18 protein-coding genes are annotated in these 18796 nt (G+C 29.6%); all 18 read left to right on the top strand.

Features of this window, described 5'->3' with window-relative positions; genetic code table 11:
- Nucleotides 1–84: 84 nt before the first annotated feature.
- The 18 genes from JJC02_11750 to JJC02_11665 all read left to right on the top strand — a co-directional run bounded on the left by JJC02_11750 (nucleotide 85) and on the right by JJC02_11665 (nucleotide 18753).
- Complete coding sequence (locus tag JJC02_11750; protein UDN53577.1) at nucleotides 85–852, top strand: IclR family transcriptional regulator; 768 nt, start codon at nucleotides 85–87, stop codon at nucleotides 850–852.
- A 286-nt stretch (nucleotides 853–1138) separates the two neighbouring features.
- Nucleotides 1139–1336 (top strand): 4Fe-4S binding protein, encoded by a 198-nt coding sequence (locus tag JJC02_11745; protein UDN53576.1) that lies wholly within the window; start codon nucleotides 1139–1141, stop codon nucleotides 1334–1336.
- Nucleotides 1337–1363: 27 nt separating this feature from the next.
- Nucleotides 1364–2440 carry a 3-methyl-2-oxobutanoate dehydrogenase subunit VorB gene (vorB, locus tag JJC02_11740; protein UDN53575.1) on the top strand — a complete coding sequence of 359 codons (1077 nt, stop codon included), beginning with the start codon at nucleotides 1364–1366 and terminating at the stop codon, nucleotides 2438–2440.
- A gap of 2 nt (nucleotides 2441–2442) precedes the next feature.
- Nucleotides 2443–3162 carry a 2-oxoglutarate oxidoreductase gene (locus tag JJC02_11735; protein ID UDN53574.1) on the top strand — a complete coding sequence of 240 codons (720 nt, stop codon included), beginning with the start codon at nucleotides 2443–2445 and terminating at the stop codon, nucleotides 3160–3162.
- 12 nt (nucleotides 3163–3174) lie between these two features.
- A complete protein-coding gene (locus JJC02_11730; protein ID UDN53573.1) occupies nucleotides 3175–3714 on the top strand; it encodes a 2-oxoacid:acceptor oxidoreductase family protein in 540 nt (179 codons plus the stop codon).
- Nucleotides 3715–3861: 147 nt separating this feature from the next.
- A complete protein-coding gene (gene buk / locus JJC02_11725) occupies nucleotides 3862–4920 on the top strand; it encodes a butyrate kinase (protein ID UDN53572.1) in 1059 nt (352 codons plus the stop codon).
- A 17-nt stretch (nucleotides 4921–4937) separates the two neighbouring features.
- Entirely contained in the window at nucleotides 4938–5831 is an 894-nt protein-coding gene (locus JJC02_11720) for a bifunctional enoyl-CoA hydratase/phosphate acetyltransferase (GenBank protein UDN53571.1), read from the top strand.
- A gap of 29 nt (nucleotides 5832–5860) precedes the next feature.
- Entirely contained in the window at nucleotides 5861–7069 is a 1209-nt protein-coding gene (locus tag JJC02_11715; protein UDN53570.1) for a PLP-dependent aminotransferase family protein, read from the top strand.
- A 23-nt stretch (nucleotides 7070–7092) separates the two neighbouring features.
- A complete protein-coding gene (locus JJC02_11710; GenBank protein UDN53569.1) occupies nucleotides 7093–8352 on the top strand; it encodes an MFS transporter in 1260 nt (419 codons plus the stop codon).
- Between the two features lie 660 nt (nucleotides 8353–9012).
- Nucleotides 9013–10149, top strand: coding sequence for a M20 family metallopeptidase (locus tag JJC02_11705; GenBank protein UDN53568.1), 1137 nt, complete (start codon nucleotides 9013–9015; stop codon nucleotides 10147–10149).
- A 766-nt stretch (nucleotides 10150–10915) separates the two neighbouring features.
- Nucleotides 10916–11461: a PTS glucitol/sorbitol transporter subunit IIC gene (locus JJC02_11700; GenBank protein UDN53567.1), complete on the top strand. Its 546-nt coding sequence runs from the start codon at nucleotides 10916–10918 to the stop codon at nucleotides 11459–11461.
- Nucleotides 11462–11473: 12 nt separating this feature from the next.
- Nucleotides 11474–12487 (top strand): PTS glucitol/sorbitol transporter subunit IIB, encoded by a 1014-nt coding sequence (locus tag JJC02_11695; GenBank protein ID UDN53566.1) that lies wholly within the window; start codon nucleotides 11474–11476, stop codon nucleotides 12485–12487.
- A 220-nt stretch (nucleotides 12488–12707) separates the two neighbouring features.
- A complete protein-coding gene (locus JJC02_11690) occupies nucleotides 12708–14681 on the top strand; it encodes a BglG family transcription antiterminator (protein ID UDN53565.1) in 1974 nt (657 codons plus the stop codon).
- A 68-nt stretch (nucleotides 14682–14749) separates the two neighbouring features.
- The gene (locus tag JJC02_11685) at nucleotides 14750–15109 is read left to right on the top strand and encodes a hypothetical protein (GenBank protein ID UDN53564.1); all 360 of its coding nucleotides are present in this window, start codon (nucleotides 14750–14752) and stop codon (nucleotides 15107–15109) included.
- 34 nt (nucleotides 15110–15143) lie between these two features.
- A complete protein-coding gene (locus JJC02_11680) occupies nucleotides 15144–15500 on the top strand; it encodes a PTS glucitol/sorbitol transporter subunit IIA (protein ID UDN53563.1) in 357 nt (118 codons plus the stop codon).
- 36 nt (nucleotides 15501–15536) lie between these two features.
- Nucleotides 15537–16829: an NAD(P)-dependent oxidoreductase gene (locus JJC02_11675; protein UDN53562.1), complete on the top strand. Its 1293-nt coding sequence runs from the start codon at nucleotides 15537–15539 to the stop codon at nucleotides 16827–16829.
- A 436-nt stretch (nucleotides 16830–17265) separates the two neighbouring features.
- On the top strand, nucleotides 17266–17904 hold the full coding sequence (locus JJC02_11670) for a helix-turn-helix transcriptional regulator (protein ID UDN53561.1): 639 nt from the start codon (nucleotides 17266–17268) through the stop codon (nucleotides 17902–17904).
- A 6-nt stretch (nucleotides 17905–17910) separates the two neighbouring features.
- Nucleotides 17911–18753 carry a kinase/pyrophosphorylase gene (locus JJC02_11665; protein ID UDN53560.1) on the top strand — a complete coding sequence of 281 codons (843 nt, stop codon included), beginning with the start codon at nucleotides 17911–17913 and terminating at the stop codon, nucleotides 18751–18753.
- The last annotated feature ends 43 nt before the right edge of the window (nucleotides 18754–18796 follow it).

The following is an 18796-nucleotide window of genomic DNA, read 5'->3' as shown; positions in this document are numbered from 1 at the left end:
AATAGATAATTTTGTAATTTTAATATATAATATTTAATAGAGTGTTGAAGTAGCACTTAATATTTTCAGGAGGAGTTTTTGTATATGGGAGAAATAATAAATGCATTAGATAGAGCCCTAGACATAATTTTGTTATTATATCATGAAAAGAGAGAAATGGGAATAACTGAAATAAGTAAGGCTATGGGAGTATATAAAAGTACTGTTCATAGAACTTTGGTCACTCTTGAAAACAAAGGCTTTGTTATACAAAACACAGAGAATGGTAAGTATTGGCTAGGAATAAATTTATATGCAATAGGTATGGTTGTGGGAGAAAAAATGTCATTGACTGAAATAGTAAAACCATATACGAAAAAATTAAATCAAGAATTTAACGAAGTAGTTAATGTGTCTATATTAGAAGAAAGAGCTCAAGATTCTCCAAGAAGTATCATAATACATAAAGAATATGGTTCAAATCAACTACTCTCAGTAAATCCATCAGTTGGCTCAAGTAGTGAATGTTATTGTTCAGCAGTTGGAAAGTGTCTTATGGCATTTAATGATTCTATAGACTTTGAAAAATATAGAAAGACACCAATACACAAGTATACAGAACATACAATTGATAATTGGGATGATATGATGCTTTTTTTAGCAAAAATAAAAGAACAAGGATATGCCATAGATGATGAAGAACTAGAACATGGACTAACTTGTATTGGAGCACCTATCTTAGATAAAAACAATAAAGCTATTGCAGCAATAAGTCTATCAGGTCCGACTATAAGAATGAGAGAAGGGGACTTTGAGTATAAAATTAAAAGAGTTATAGAAACTGCAAAAAGTATATCTGAACTTTTTAGATGATTTTTTAATCTGCATAATAAAAATAGGCTATATTCAAATTGTTACTTACAAATAACAATTTAAATATAGCCCCTTTTTATTTAATCTAAAATTAAATATTTTTAAAATTTAAAATATTATTGAAATATATAAGCGAATGTGTTATCTTCTAATTAAGTGGTATAAAATAGAACAAAGTTCTAAACAATAGAACAAAATTGAGGCATATATAGTGTTTATACAAAATATAAATATTATATATTTAAAATTAAGTAAAAAATATTACATTAAAGGGGAGATTTGAGAAATGGAAAAAGTCAAGTTGAGTGTTGAAAGATGTAAGGGATGTTATCTTTGTATTGAAGCTTGCAAAAAAGATGCAATAAGTCTTTCTGATTACACAAATAAAAAAGGCTTTGTAACTATTAAAGTCGATGAAGAAAAGTGTATTCAATGTGGCGCTTGTTATACAATGTGTCCTGATTTAGTATTTGAGATATTATAAATTATTTTTATTAGAGGGAGGAAAAGTATGCAAAGTTTATTGATTAAAGGAAATGAAGCTTTAGCAGAAGGTGCTATACGTGGTGGATGTAGATTTTATGCAGGCTATCCAATAACACCACAATCAGAAATATTAGAAATGATGGCATGGAGACAAAAAGAAGTTGGAGGAGTATTTATCCAAGGTGAATCAGAAATAGCTAGTGTAAATATGGTTATGGGAGCAAGTGCACTTGGAGCAAGAGCTATGACTTCTTCATCTGGTCCAGGATTTTCATTAAAACAAGAAGGCATTGCATATTGGGTATCAGCTGGTTTACCAGCAGTTGTAGCATGTGTACAAAGATATGGTATAGGTGATGGATTTATAGGAGCTGGTCAAGATAACTATTGGCAGGCAGTAAAAGGTGGGGGAAATGGAGATTATCATTTAATAGTATTGGCACCTAATAGTGTTCAAGAAAATATGGATATGGCATATGAGTCTTTTGAATTAGCTGAAAAATATATGCATCCGGTACTTATACTTTCTGATGCTACAATAGGTCAAATGGTAGAGCCTTGTATAGCACCACCTATGAAAGAATACGATATGGATAAGGCTCCATGGGCTGCTAAAGGAACACCTGTAGGAGAAAAAAATAAAGTCATAACTGATATAACATATTTTGAAGACCAAGATACATGGCAAAAAGGCTATATAGAAAAAATGAGAAAAGTTCAAGAAAATGAACAAAGATGGGAAGAGATAGAAATAGAAGATGCCGAAGTAGTATTTGTGGCATACGGCATTTCATCGAGAATAGCAGAAGGTGCAGTTAGAGATGCTAGAGTAAAAGGAATAAAATTAGGATTAATAAGACCAAAAACATTGTGGCCTTATCCAAGAAAAGCATTTAAGAAATTAAGTAATTCATTGAAGGGACTTGTAACAGTTGAAATGAATATGATGGCACAAATGAAGGAAGATGTAATTATAGCATGTGATAATAGATTTCCAGTATATTCAGTAGCAACAGCTCAATATATGGCAGAAGTAAATCAATTAATAGATTTTGCTCAACAGATTATAGATGGAAAAGCTAAGCAAGAGGAGGTATTTTAATTATGGCTAAAAAAGCACCAGCAATAATGATGTGTGAAAATATGTTCTGTGGAGGCTGTGGTCATTCTATAGTAGATAGAATTATTGGAGAAGTATTAACAGAAATGGATATATGTAAAGATACAATTATATGTTCGGATATAGGATGTAATCATATGTTTCAATTTAGTATGAATGTAGATGTTGTCGTCCCTCCTCATGGTAAAATGGGTGCAGCAATGGCAGCTATGAAAAGAGTTAGACCAGATAAGTATATATTTACAATAGCTGGAGATGGTGGAGCTTATGCAATAGGGCTTGGAGAAACTATGTCAGCTGCTACTAGAAATGATAATGTAATCTTTCTTGTTATGAACAATAACATGTTTGCAATGACAGGAGGTCAAATGGCTCCAACTACTGTAGAGGGTCAATACACAGCTTCTACTCCATCAGGTAGAAATTACGCAGAACACGGTTCAACATTTGATGTTGTAAAAGTTATGGGAAATTTAGATATAGCATATCTAGCAAGAGGAACAATAACTAACCCTAAAGAAATAAATACAACAAAAAGGTACATCAAAAAAGCACTAGAAAAACAAAAAGAAAAAAAAGGGTTTTGCTTAATAGAAGTGCTTGTACCATGTCCAACAAACTGGGGACTAAAGCCAGTAGATGCTATGAAGAGAATTGAAAATGAACTTGTTCCAAAGTATCCACTTGGAGAATTTATTGGTTAGGGAGGAAATGATATGTTGAAAGAAATTATATGTGCTGGTTTTGGAGGACAGGGAGTTCTTACAGCAGGAAAGATTATAATGTATGTTGCATATAAGGCAGAAAAAAAAATTACGTGGTTTCCATCTTATGGAAACGAGATGAGAGGTGGAAGTGCAAACTGTAATGTTGTTGTAAGTGATGAAAAAATTGCAAATCCTTGTGTAAAAAATCCAGATATATTATTGGGAATGAATAGTGTATCAGTAGATAAGTATGAAAGTTTAATTAAAACAAATGGTTATATGTTTGTCAATGACTCACTAGTAAGTAAGGATAAAAAATACAGAGAAGATATTAATGTTATAAGAGTACCTGTTACTGAAATAGCACAAAATTTAGGCAATGAAAAAGCTGCTAATATTTGTATGCTAGGTGCTATGGTAAAGAATTTAGATTTATTTACAAAAGAAGAATTTGAAAGTGGCATGTGTGAGTACTTTGAAAATCAAGGGAAAGGCAAGTTTAATGCCAAAAATGTAGAAGCATTTGAAGCTGGATACGACTATAAATGAATATTTTAAATATTTATTGAAATACTTATTTTTATGTGTTAGTATTTAATTAATAAAATATAGAACGTCGTTCTGTATAACAGAACAATGGTTTTGGATTAAAATATAAGAACGATGTTCTATATAGTAAAACTAGGGGGGGTTAAATTGAAAATTCTAGTAATAAATCCTGGTGGTACATCTACAAAGATTTCTGTTTTTCAAGATAAAAATGAAGTTTTGAAAAAAAATATAACTCATACAAGAGAAGATTTAAAAAGCTTTGCTAAAGTATTTGATGAATATGGCTATAGAAAACAATTAATAGTGGATATTTTAAGTAGTGAGAATCATAGTATAAATTCTTTTGATGCAGTAGTTGGTCGTGGTGGACTTATGAAAGCTATAAAAGGTGGAACTTATGCTGTGAGTGAAGAAATGATTGAGGATATGAGAAATGAAATAAATGGAGAACATGCATCAAATTTAGGGGCATTATTAGCTAAAACTATAGCTGACGAAATAGGAGTACAATCATTTGTAGTAGACCCAGTTTCTGTAGATGAATTTGATGATGTATCAAGAGTTACAGGAATATCAGATATAGAAAAAGCTAGCTGGTTACATGCATTAAATCATAAGGCTGTTTCAAGAAAAATTGCACAAAAACTAGGTGGAAAATACGAGGATTATAACTTTATTGTAGCTCATTTAGGTTCAGGAATATCGATTGTAGCACATAAACAAGGCAAAATGATTGATGGAAGTGGTGGAAGGTCTGATGGTCCATTTTCTCCAGAAAGAAGTGGTGGATTGCTTGCATATCCTCTTATAGAATTGTGTTACTCTGGAAAATATACTCATAATGAAATGGTCGAAAAAGTAAGCTCGATTGGAGGAATGTACGACTACTTAGGTACAAAAGACATGATAGAAATTGAAAACAGAATCAAGGATGGTGATGAAAAGGCAAAACTTATAATGGATGCATTTATTTATCAAGTAGCAAAAGAAATTTCCATGTATGGAGCTTCACTTTCAGGTAATGTAGATAGAGTTATTTTAACAGGAGGGATATCTCATTCAGAAATGGTAGTTAAAGGAGTCATAGAAAAAGTTTCATATCTAGCTCCAATAGAGATAGTACCAGGAGAGATGGAAATGGAAGCACTTGCTCTTGGAGCTCTTAGAGTACTTAATGGAGAAGAGATAGCAAAAACTTATTAATATTTAGGAGAAAGAGTATGTTAAAAGATTTTAACAATTTATTGGAAGAAGCTAAAAAGCTTGAACCTGTTATTGTAAGTGTTGCTGTTGCCGAAGACAAAGAAGTATTAAAGGCTGTTAAATCAGCGACAGATTTAAATATTATAAAGCCAATTCTTGTAGGAGATAAAGATAAAATAGAAAATATATCGAGAGAAATCGGATTAAAAGGTCATGAAATAATAGGGTGTCAAAATCCTTATGAATCAGTTAAAAAAGCTGTGGAAATGGTTAAGAATAAGGAAGCTAAAGTTCTTATGAAGGGATTAGTAAATACAAGTGTCTATATGAGAGCTATATTAAATAAAGAAAATGGTCTTAGAACGGGAAGATTATTGAGTTTACTTGCAGTATATGAATTACCTCAATATCACAAACTTCTTTATTGTACTGATAGTGGAATAAATGTATCACCAAATTTAAATCAAAAAAAGGATATAATGATAAATGCACTTCTTACTATGAAAAGTATAGGCATGGAAAATCCTAAAACTGCAATACTTACTGCAAATGAAATGGTAGACCCTAAGATACAATCTACAGTGGATGCAAACCTACTTGTGGAAATGGAAAAAACGGGAGAAATACCAAATTGTATAGTGGAAGGTCCAATAGCATTTGATGTAGCATTTGATGCACATGCAGCAGAACATAAAGGTATTAAAAGTAATATTGCTGGTGATGTTGACTTACTAGTATTTCCAAATATAGAAGCAGGAAATATACTAGGAAAGTCATGGCTTAGATTTAATAAAGCTAAGTGGGCAGGTATAGTTTTAGGAGCAACAAATCCAATAATTTTAGGTTCACGTTCTGATACAGCTGAAATTAAAATAAATTCAATAGCATTAGCGTGCCTAGCATCACAATAAGAAATTATTATTAAGGAGGATAAAGTATTATGAAATATGCAAAAAGAATGGATATGGTAAAAGCTTCAGCGATAAGAGATTCTCAAAAGAAAATAGCTCAGAAGGTAGCAAGTGGTGGAACGGTTATATCTTTTGCTGCAGGGCTTCCTGACCCAAATTTATTTCCAATAGAAGAGATAAGTGAAATAACTCAAAAAGTACTTAATGAAAGAGGAAAATTTGCCCTAGCGTATGGACCTACTAAAGGTGAAGATGAGTTATTAGAGCTACTAGTAAAAAGAATGAAGGAAGAGGAAAATATTGATACAAAAGCAGAAAATATCATAATAACTACTGGGTCACAACAAGGTATAGCTCTTAGTGCTATGATTTTATTGGAAAAGGGGGATGTAGTAGTTACAGAGAATCCAAGTTACTTAGGTGCAATAAATGCATTTAGACCTTATGAATGTGATTTTTTAGGGGTAGATACAGACGAAGAAGGAATGGTAACAGATGATTTAGAAAAAATATTATCTGAAAATTCTGATATAAAAGTAATCTATGTAATACCAACATTTCAAAATCCTACAGGAAAAACATGGTCTTTACAAAGAAGAAAAAATTTTATGGAAGTTGTAAATAAATATGATGTCATAGTAATAGAAGATAATCCTTATGGAGAAATAAGATTTACACCAGAGCCTCTGCCTACACTTAAATCTCTTGATACTAAAGATAAAGTATTGTATCTAGGGTCATTTTCAAAGGTATTGTGTCCAGGATTCAGAGTTGCTTGGATGTGCGGTAATGTAGACCTCATAGATAAGGCAGAACTTTTAAAACAAGGTGTAGATTTACAGTCAAATCAATTTTCTCAAGTACAAGTACTAGAATTTTTGAAGAAATATAACTTAAATGAACATATAGAAAAAATAAGAGCAGAGTATAAAAAGAGATGCTTATTGATGCTAGATGCTATGAAGAAACACTTCCCAGAGGAAGCTAAATATACAGAGCCAGATGGAGGAATGTTTATATGGGTAGAACTTCCTGAAAGCATAAATGTAGATGATTTATTAGATAAAGCTATTGATGCTGGAGTTGCTTATGTCTCTGGAGAATCCTTCTTTGCAAATAATGGTCCAAAAAATACTATGAGACTTAACTATACAACAATGTCAGAGGAACAAATTGTTAAAGGTGTTGAGATACTTGCAGAAGTTATAAAAAAAGAACTCAATTATGCTTGTGAATAAATATAAAAAGTGAGGGTTTGAATATGGGAGAAAAAGGAAACGGTATAAAGTTTGGAAAGTTAATATTTCAACTTGTTATTATAGCAATATCTTGGGAATTAGTTTATATTATACCATTTATCCAATATACATTATATGACCCAATCCTAAAAGCATTAGAATGTACAAACACTCAACTTGGTTTTTTACTTACAATTTATGGATTAGGAAATATATTTGGAGCTCCTATAGGAGGTTGGCTAGCAGATAGATTTGATTATAGAAAGATAATTTTAGGTTCTGTGTTTCTTAATGGAGTAGTATCATTTTTATTTGCATTTAATATGAACTATCCATTTGCAGTTGTGACTTGGGTAGGTTGTGCAATCACATCATTAGTTATGAACTATCCTTCTATGGTAAAGATACTTAGAGTTATAGGAAAAGATAATCAAGGTAAAGTTTATGGATTTAATGAAGCTATGGTTGGAGTTTCTGGAGTAGTAATGGGAGCAATATTCTTATATATTTATACATGCTTTGCAACTCCAACATTGGGTATGAGATGGGTAATGATATCTTTAGGAATATTATCAATAGCGATGTGTCCAGTATTATGGTTTGTAATTAAAGATGTAGATACTAATGAAGAAAAAGAGGAAGCAAGTGAAAAAATGTCTGCTGGTGATTTTATGACAGTACTAAAATCACTAAATACTTGGCTAGTAGGTATAAGCATATTCTGTGTATATTCATTTACAGTTACAATGTCTTATTTTACACCATATATAACATCAGTACTCGGAGGTTCTGTGGCACTATCTGGTGCATTAGCAATAATAAGACAGCATGGTCTAAAATTATTTGGAGCACCATTTGGAGGATATTGTGCAGACAAATTAAAATCTCCTACAAAAGTACTTTTACCAATATATGTATTTGGTATAGCAGTAATAGTTTTATTCCTAGTATTACCTGCATCAACTCCAATGACTATATTCATAGCTCTAACATTTGTAGTAGGTATATTAGGTTACATGGGAAAAGGTATTTACTATGCAGTCCAAGATGAAGTAAAAGTTCCAGTTAAATATTCAGCAACTACTATAGGTATAGCTGCAGCTTTAGGATTTTCACCAGATGTATTCCAATTTGCATTAATAGGACATTGGATAGATACTTATGGTAATAAAGGTTACACATACACATTTATATTCCAGATAGCAATTCTAGTTATTGGGATACTATCTTGTTTATATATATTAAAGGTTAAGAAGAGAAGAGCAAGTAAATTAGAAGCTTAAATATTCAATTTGGAGATTAAGTATATGTAAATATAATACTTATTTTGATGAATATGATTGTATAGATAACATGAAAAATATAAATAGATTAAGTTTTATAATAATGTTTAGATAATAAAGTGTAAAAATAAAAATGTTATCAAGTTTTCTAGGCTTTAGCATAAAGTTACCCCTGAAGGTATAAAATTGAGTAGCAATTATTATCTATTTGCATATTTACATAAACCTATTTAATTTAAATTTTAAAAGGATTTCAAAACTAGATGGTAGTTGTGCTCAATTTTATACCTCATAATAAATACGAAAATTTAAAATCTAACTAGATATTATTTAATTATATGTTAACAAATATATATTGTACTATTTATATAGTAACAATTTCAGGCTTTTCATTATATGTATTCCAATTTATCTTGTTTGATTATTGCTCAAACACACATTGTTAAAAAGTTTATAAATTTATGTTTAGATATGATTATCTAAGACAGAAAAAGATGGAATAAAAAGGAACGATAGAACTTTTAATCCTATAGATTTGGATGTAAGAAATGCTGAATTTGGGGAAAATAGATGCCTAAAAGAGAATAAGCATGAGTTAAATTAAAGTTATATATAGGATATAAGAATTACTAAATAAATTTAGTGGGAGGTAGGGTTAATATGAAAGAAAAAATAATACAAGTAGCGGATTTAAAGAAAGAAAAAATTTTAGAGCTATGTCAATCTTTATATGATGAACCAGAAATTGCTTTACAAGAATATAAATCTGCTAAAAAAATAGCAGATTTTTTAAGAGAAGAGGGTTTTGAGGTTGAGGAAAAATTGGCAGGTATGGATACAGCTTTTAAAGCAACCAAGAAAAATGGCGATGGTCCAAGAATAGCATTTATTGCAGAATACGATGCTCTTCCAGGTAATGGTCATGCATGTGGGCATCATTTAATAGCATCTATGGGAGTTGGAGCTGGAATAGCTCTTTCAAGTATACTGGATACTTACAAAGGGGAAGTAAGTATAATCGGAACACCTGCTGAAGAAACTGGAGATGGAAAGCCTTACTTGATAGAACATGGGGTATTTGATGGCTATGATGTAGCAATGATGATACATCCAAATTCCAAAACTTGTGTAACACCAGAAATTATAGCAATAGGAGGTCTAGATTTCATATTTACTGGAAAAGCATCTCATGCAGGAGCTAAGCCATATAACGGAATAAATGCCCTAGATGCAGTAGTACTACTATATAACAATATAAATGCACTGAGACAACAGCTAGTAGATGGAACGAGAATACACGGTATTATTCTAGAAGCAGGTACTGCTGCAAACGTAATACCTGATATGGGAAAAGTAAGACTAGAGATAAGAGCAAAAGAACAAGATTACTTTGATGAAGTAGTAGAAAAAGTGAAAAATTGTGCTAGAGGTGCTGCAATAGCCACTGGATGTGAGCTTGAGTTTTATCACTTTGAGCCAACTTGTCAAGGATTAAATGAAAATAAAGTTTTGGCAGGTATATTTACAAAGGTAATGGAAGAATTTAGTATATATGAAGATGAGCAAGTAATGTTAGGTTCAACAGATATGGGAAATTTAAGTCAAATAATACCGTGTATACATCCTTTGATGAAGTTTTCTGAAAATGGAGAAGAAATACATACAAAAGAATTTTTAGAGGCTTCTATAAATTCATATGCAAAAGATAGAGTAATTGATGGTATAAAAATATTAGCTTTAACAGGATTTAATTTATTTGAAAATCCAGAGTTATTGAAAAAAATGAAAGAAGAGTAGCGTATAGACTATCTTTAATTTGTAGCACAAAATATCATGAATGATAACAGTTCGAATCATAAAATCAATTAAAGGTACTGTCTGATTTTTTTCGATTTTGTTGAATAAAAAATGTATTTAATCATTTTAAATAATTAGACTATATAAATCATCTGAAAGTTTTTATTTGTCGTATTGAATTAGCTATAATATTTTAGTATAGTGATAAAAAGGTGATAGATATAGCTATTGGTAGTGGATTTGAATCTTCAGAAGCATTTAGTAGGGATTGAAGTTCATAGTTATGAGAAGTGGTATCTTAGATAATTTAGATAAAACTTATGAATATATATGGGTACTTGGTTTCTAAGCTCAAAAAAATAAATTGATACTTATATATCTATAAAATAATCTATAAGAAAACTAAAAAATAATTTGATTAAAAAATAGATGCTTATAAAAGGGCATCTGTTTTTTTATTTTTATCAGATTTAGATAATTTTAATAATAAAAGAAATAAAAATAAGTTCTTAAATTTCTAAGAAGAATTTAAATTATAGTCGAAATAAAATTTGTATATTTCTGAAAATTCTAATTAGTACAATTTTTTCCTTTATAAAGTTGAAAAAAGGTGTATTTATTTATCAAAAATATTATATTAAAATGATATTAATAAAAAAACATTTATAATAATATCGTATAGTACAGAAAAAAGAAGTAATTTGTAAAATTTATGGTGAGTAGTAAAATTAAAAATTTAAAAATATTATAGGGAGGTTATAATTTTATGGAAAACGTTATTACAGGTCTAAGTAAAGGTGCAGAGTGGTTTATTGGTTTGTTTCAGAAAGGGGGAGAACAATTTGTAGGTCTTGTTTCAGGTACTCTTCCAACGCTAATTGTATTAATGGTAGCTATTAATTCTTTGATTAAGATAATTGGTGAAGAAAGAGTTAATAATTGGGCTTCTAAACTAGGAAAAAATTCTTTTACAAGATATATTCTACTTCCACTAGTATCGGTATTTTTCTTAGGAAATCCTATGTGTTATACATTTGGTAGATTTTTAAAAGAAGAACATAAAGCAGGATTTTATGATGCAGCAGTTTCATTTGTACATCCAATTACAGGGCTTTTTCCACATGCAAATGCAGGAGAACTTTTTGTATGGTTGGGAATATCAGCAGGTTTGACTACTTTGGGTAAAGAAACTACTACACTGGCATTGTGGTATTTTATAGTTGGTCTAATTGTAATTTTTATAAGAGGTATAATAACAGAAAAAATGTATGCTTTTTTAACAAGAAAAAATAAAGTAACAAATAAGGCTTAGGAGGTAGATAAAATGGAAGAAAATAAAATATTAAAAATAGAAAAGGGAACTTCAGGTTGGGGAGGTCCCTTGTATATAAAAAAAGAAGGCAATAGAAATAAGATACTATCAATGACTGCTGGTGGTATCCATGAAGTAACATTAAAAATAAAAGAACTACTGGGTTATGAAATTGTAGATGGATTTAAAACTGGAGTTTCTGATGAAGAAGTGGCAGTAGTTATTATTGATTGTGGTGGAACTGCTAGATGTGGAGTTTATCCAAAGAAAAAAAAACCTACAATTAATGTAAATCCAGTTGGAAAAACAGGTCCTTTAGCAAAATTTATAACAGAGGAATATTATGTATCAGATGTCACTCCTAATTGCATAAGTGTTGTAGATGGAGAAAACATGCAAAAAAAATCTCAAGAAAATAAAAGTGAAAATAAGAGTTCTATTAGAAAGCCTGATAATTATGATGAGGTTAAGTCAAAAGCTCAGGGAGAATACGCTAAAAAGAATATAATACTTTCCATTGGTCAAGGGGCAGGACAAGTAGTATCAAAGTTTTATGATGCAGGTCGAGATACTATTCAAATGGTAATGAATAATGTAATACCATTTATGGCATTTGTAAGTATGCTTATGGGAATTATTTTAGCATCTGGATTGGGAGATTGGATTGCAAAAGTCATATCTCCACTTGCTGGTAATATCGGTGGATTATTAATTATCTCAATAATTTGCACACTTCCATTCTTATCACCAATATTAGGACCTGGTGCAGTTATAGCTCAAGTGGTAGGAACTCTTGTAGGTACACAAATTGGTCTTAGTGCAATACCAGCATATTTAGCACTTCCAGCTTTATTTGCAATAAATGGACAAGCTGGATGTGATTTTGTCCCAGTAGGACTAAGTTTAGGAGAGGCAGAACCAGAAACTGTGGAATATGGTGTTCCAGCTTTATTTTACTCTCGTTTAATAACTGGACCAATATCTGTTATCATTGCATATGGAGTTGCAGTATTTGCATTGAGATAATATTTAATATCAAGATAAGGTTTGAAATTAATTAATAAAATTGTAAATATAAATTTAAGCTAGTCAAGATTTTTGCTAATGAAAGACTAGCTTTTATACTATTAATTAGCTGTAATTATCGATTTAGATTAATACTAAATTTTCCTTTATTAAAGTGAAATTTTATGTATTAATTTAGTTTCAAATTTGTACTAGAATGAAATCAAGGAGGAGATACAAAATGAGTGTAACTGAGAAAATTCCTTCTATTGACCGTAAGATATTTAAGATATTGATTATGTGTAGTAAAAAAGAGTTTGTAAGTATTAATTCAATAGCAAATGAATTGAATGTCACAACTAGAAGTGTAAGGACGTATATAAAACAATTGAATAAAGATTTAGGTAGTGATATAGCAGTAGTCAAATATATAAAGGGTCAAGGTTATAAACTGGAAATAAAAGATGAGCAGATACTCAATAATATTATTGATATGAATAGAAAAAATGTATTTTCATTAAATTCAAAAGAAGATAGGGTAGAGTTTATACTAAATTATTTGATAGAACTAGATGGATTTATTACACTTGATAGTTTGGCTGATGAGATGTGCGTAGGAAGAACTACTTTAGTAAATGATTTCCAGTATGTAGAAAAAGTTTTGGCTTCATATAATTTAAACTTAATAAAAAAACAGAATACAGGTATGAAATTGAATGGAAATGAACTTGATATTAGGCTTTTTATATTAAATCAGTTGTATAAAAATTCAAGGAAGGATTTCAATAATTCAAAGTATTTTAAAGGAATAAAAAAAGAAGAAATTATAAATTTAGAAGAAAAATTATTCACTTTATTTAAAAAAAATAATTTTTATGTTACAGATGAAATGTTAAGAGAGGTTATTAACTACATAATAGTTTTAGTCTATAGAGTAAAAGAAACAAAGAAAGTAAAAGAATATGATGTAAAGTTTGATTTACTTAAATCATATGATGAATACTTTATTGCTAGGGAAATAAAACATATAATATCAGAAATGTTTGAATGTATTTTAAATGATGAAGAAATTATTTATTTAACTATACCACTAGTGAGTGGAAATGCACCAGCATCAGAATGTGCTTTAAATAGTAGCAGAATTAGCAAAAATATTGATGAGTTGATGGAAAATATATTTAATCAAATATATGTTGATATGGGAATTTCTATAAATGAAGATGAATTAAGAGTAGGATTAGGATATCATCTTAGTTTTACTCTAAACAGGCTATTATTTAATATAAAGTTAAAGAATGTTTTGCTAGAAGAGATTAAGCAAAACTATATACTTCCATTTAAATTAGCACAAATAGCAGGAAGAGTAATAGGAAATAAGTATAACTTAGAAGTTTCAGAAGATGAGATTGGTTATATAGCAATTCATTTCAGTGGATATTTAGAAAGAAATAGTAGTAGGCTCTATTCAATAAAGAAAATCGCAATTATATGTAGTACAGGTCTAGGAACAGCAAAACTATTAAAAATAAGAGTAGAAAAATTGATAGGAAATAATCCTAAAATTGATACGCTTTCAAGTTTTAATTTGAGAAATATTAATTTAGATGAATATGATATAGTTTTTACAACTATTGATTTAGACACATCAAATATAAACACAATAGTATTAAAAATAAATACAATCTTTGATGAAAATAAACTAAGAGAACAATTAAAGACAGTGTTGTGTTTGAGAGAAGGAAATATTGATACTACCAATTCTACAAATTTACTAATAAATAATTTACTGGATGAAGATAAATTTATGATATTGAATGAAAAGACTATAATTGGCTCATTAGAAAAAATGATGGATAATCTTATGGCTTTAGGATGTATTGATGATAAGTTTAGAAAAAATATAATCAATAGAGAAGAAAAATCTCCTACAGTCTTTGATAAGGGTCTATTATTCCCCCATTCTGTAAATGAAAAATCAGATAAATTTTTAATGGCAGTCGGAATTTTAGAAGAACCAATAGAATATGCAAATAGAAGTATAAAAATAATTCTTATGACAATGTTCCCATGTGAGAATAAAATGGATTCAGACTTATTGGTGAAAATTTATGAAGAAGTTTTAAAGATAGGACAAGATGTAAAATTGACAAATAAGATAAGTAAATGTAGAAGTTTTTTAGAATTTAAAAAGGTATTACTTAAAAGCCTTATGTAACTATCGTACAGAATTTATAGTTATTGTGCAAAATTAAAAATAATATGATTTGTGGAAGGTGTATAAATATGAAAATACTTTTGATTTTATTTGTTGCTTATATTCTAAATACTATATTTATAATGAAGCAGAATAAATTGTATTTTAAAACCTTAAATAGAGCTAAAAAAAAGGGTGACATAGTCTCTACAGGTAAAAAGAAAAGATATTTTTCTAAAGGAAGTATAGCTATTATATCTTCAGATTTAGATGGATTTATAAAGTTTGGAGAAATTTTAAAGGGGCGTACAGTAATGGCTAAGTTTAAAAAAATTGAAGAAATAGAAGGATTAGATATATATAGTGCAGAGCAAAAATTTAAAGATGAAGAGAGTATTGTACAAGCTATAGAATTTATAAAAGAAAAAATAAATGTTTCTTTTAATTAACTTAATATAAATATAAATTATCAGGAGGAATGTCATGAAATATGAAGTTAAGATAAGTGGAATAGGTAGTTTAGTTAAAGAGTTAATAGATGAAAGTAATTGTCTTATTATATATGACGAAACAATTAACGATGAAGACTTAAAGGATATATCTGTAATTCATTCAGTATCAAAATTAAAAAGTGATGTTGAAATAGGGGATACACTTACTATAGGAAATAGAGATTATTGTATAGTTTCAGTTGGTGATATTGCTCAGAAGACCCTTAGAGAAATTGGGCACTGTACAATCAAATTTGATGGAAAATGTGAAGTAAACTTACCAGGAGAAATACATGTGGAAATAGGAAATCCAAACATAACTATTGGAGATTTAATAACTATTTCTTAATTTGAAAATAAAATTATTATAACAGGAGGAATTAGTATGTTAGATTTAAACAGAAAACTTGCAAAATTGGAGGAAGAAGGTAAAAAAATAAAAGTAGCTCTTATCGGAGCTGGGCATATGGGAAATGGAATGGTAAGCCAAATGGCAAATATGAAAGGTATCGAGGCTTCTATTGTTGTAGATATAAATTTAGAGTTAGCTCATAAAGCATTTACTGATGCAGGAATAGATGAAGAAATTATAGATAATGTAACAAATGAAAATGATGCAGAAATGAAATTACAAGAAGGAAAAGTATTGACATGTAATGATTTTCTTGTGGCTTGTAAAACTAAGTCAATAGATGTGGTTATAGATGCAACTGGTGGTATTGCAATTGGTGCAGAGATAGCATTAAATTCTATTTTAAATAAAAAACATATAGTTATGTTAAACGCTGAAACTGATTGTGTTGTTGGACCAATACTTAAAAAATTAGCAGACGATGCTGGAGTAATATTTACAGGTTCTGCAGGAGATGAGCCAGGTGCAGTAATGGAATTATTTGATTTTGCAGATGCAATGGGGTTTGAAGTTAGAGTAATAGGTAAAGGCAAAAATAATAAATTAGATTTAGATTGTAATCCTGATACAGTTAGGGACGAAGCAGAAAGAAAAGGAGCTTCACCTCATATGATAGCTTCTTTTAAAGAAGGGACTAAAACAATGGTAGAAATGGCTTTAATGTGTAATGCAACTGGATTTGTACCTGATGTAAGAGGTGGTCATGGTATTGAGGCTACAGTCGATGAAGTACCTAAGAAATATGCATTAAAAAGCGAAGGTGGAGTATTAGATAATTATGGTGTAGTTGATTTTGTAAATGGTATAGCACCTGGAGTTTTCGTAGTAGTTGCTCATAAATTAAAAGCAGTTAATGATGAACTAAAATATTTAAGTATGGGTGATGGACCTAATTACATATTATATAGACCATATCATTTATGTAGTTTAGAGACTCCTTTATCAGCAGCTATGGCAGTTTTAGAAAATAAGGCTACAATAGTGCCTAAAGCTGGGTTAGTTGCAGAAGTTATGACTATAGCTAAGAAAGATTTGAAAAAAGGTGAATATATGGATGGGTATGGAGAATATACATGCTATGGTACTATAGAAAAATACGATGTAGCAAAAGCTATGAACGCTGTACCTATTGGCTTGATAAGCAAAAAGACTAAAGTTGTCAAAGATATTAAAAAAGGTGAAGTTATAACTTATGACATGGTAGAGATAGAAAAAGATACTACTTTATATCATTTAAGACAATTACAAGAAAAAATATTTGGGTAAGATTTAATAGTAATATAAAATAGATATTAGTTAAAAGGGTTGATGGTTGTTTCTAAATCAGCCCTTTTAAATTTTTATATGTTCTTGTTAGGAGATTTTCTCTAGAAGTATATTATAGGTTATTTGTAGTTATAAAAATTAATTTAAATTGGTTATGCAATTTTGTATTCATATTAAAATAATATTATTAAAAATTTTAATATAAAATGAATTAAAATGACCAATTATGTATTATAATATTAACTGTAATACTAATATAGTTCTATTAATTAAAGAAATATCCCCCATTAATATATAATAAATATCTTTAAGCGAGAGAACTTAGTAAAAAATATATCGTATTCAATAAAAAATCTGTTTACAGAATGGTATATATAGTTATATAATATACTATATAAGATGCGAAAAGATAAAAAGTATAGCACAATGAAAGAAGGTGATTATTATTCAGCTTAATGAAAGACAACTAAAAATTATAGATATAGTTAAGGAAAATGAACCAATAACGAGTGAAAGTATTGCCTCCAGCTTGAATGTGACTCGTGCTACACTTAGATCTGATTTAGCTATATTGACAATGACAGGAATATTAGACGCAAGACCAAAAGTTGGATATTTTTATTCAGGAGTTAGTGAAATTAACTTAATTGGTAAAAGTATAAAAGAAAAAACAGTAGAAGATATAATGAGCATGCCTGTACTAGCTAAGAAGGACGAAAGTATATATGATGTAATAGTCACTATGTTTTTATCTGATGTAGGGAGTATAGTTATTATAGATGAGAATGAAGAGTTATGTGGAGTTGTTTCCAGAAAAGACTTGTTAAAAGCAACTATAGGAGGTTCTGATATAAATAAGATGCCAATAGGTATGATAATGACAAGAACTCCAAATGTAGTCACTTTGACTAAAGGAGCAAGTGTTTTATTAGCTTCAAGAAAAATAATAGAACATGAAGTAGATTCGATTCCAATTGTTGAATATAAGGGAGAAGACAAAAATCATATGAGAGTTGTTGGGAGAATATCAAAGACCAACATAACTAGGCTATTTTTAGAAATAGTTGACAATTAAGGAGGTATGCTGGTGAAAAACCTAATTATATATGCAGTATCAGATTCAGTAGGGGAGACTGCGCAACAAGTTGCAAAAGCATGTATGTCTCAATTTTATGTAAATGAAACTTATGAAATAAAAAGATTTCCATACATGATTAACAAAGGAGTACTACTTGAAACTTTGGAGAATGCAAAAGCTGAAAACGCTTTGATTGTATATACATTAGTTGATGAAGAGTTATGCAGTATTGTTGAAAGGTATTGTGAAAGAGAAGGTCTTAGTTGTATAGACCTTATGACAGATATACTAAGAGAAATAAGCAAGAGAACAGGAAGAAAACCTAAAAGAGAAGCTGGTATAATTAGAAAATTAGATGAATCTTACTTTAAGAGAGTTGAAGCTATAGAGTTTGCAGTAAAATATGATGATGGGAAAGACCCTAGAGGTGTTCTTCAAGCAGACATAATTTTAGTGGGAATCTCAAGAACATCTAAAACTCCTTTGAGCATGTATTTAGCTAATAAAAATATAAAAGTAGCTAATGTTCCATTAGTTCCAGAAATACCAATTCCTAAAGAAGTATTTGAGATAGATACTAAAAAGATAATAGGTCTTACTAATTCACCTGAAAAGCTAAATGAGATAAGAACTCAAAGGTTAAAAGCCTTAGGTCTATCCAGTAAGGCAAACTATGCTAATTTAGAAAGAATACTTCAGGAGTTAGATTATTCAGAAGAGATAATGAAAAGAATTGGATGCCCAGTAATAAATGTTTCAAATAAGGCAATAGAGGAAACAGCAGGTATAATTTTAGACATAATGAAAGAAAATGGTCTAAAGATATACAAAGAAATAGAAATTTAATAATGTCTATTAATAAAAATGATATAAATTAAAATAAAAAGAT

The sequence above is a fragment of the Clostridioides sp. ES-S-0054-01 genome, assembly GCA_021561035.1.
Classification (GTDB): domain Bacteria; phylum Bacillota; class Clostridia; order Peptostreptococcales; family Peptostreptococcaceae; genus Clostridioides.
This window is presented reverse-complemented; position numbering and strand designations above follow the sequence as displayed.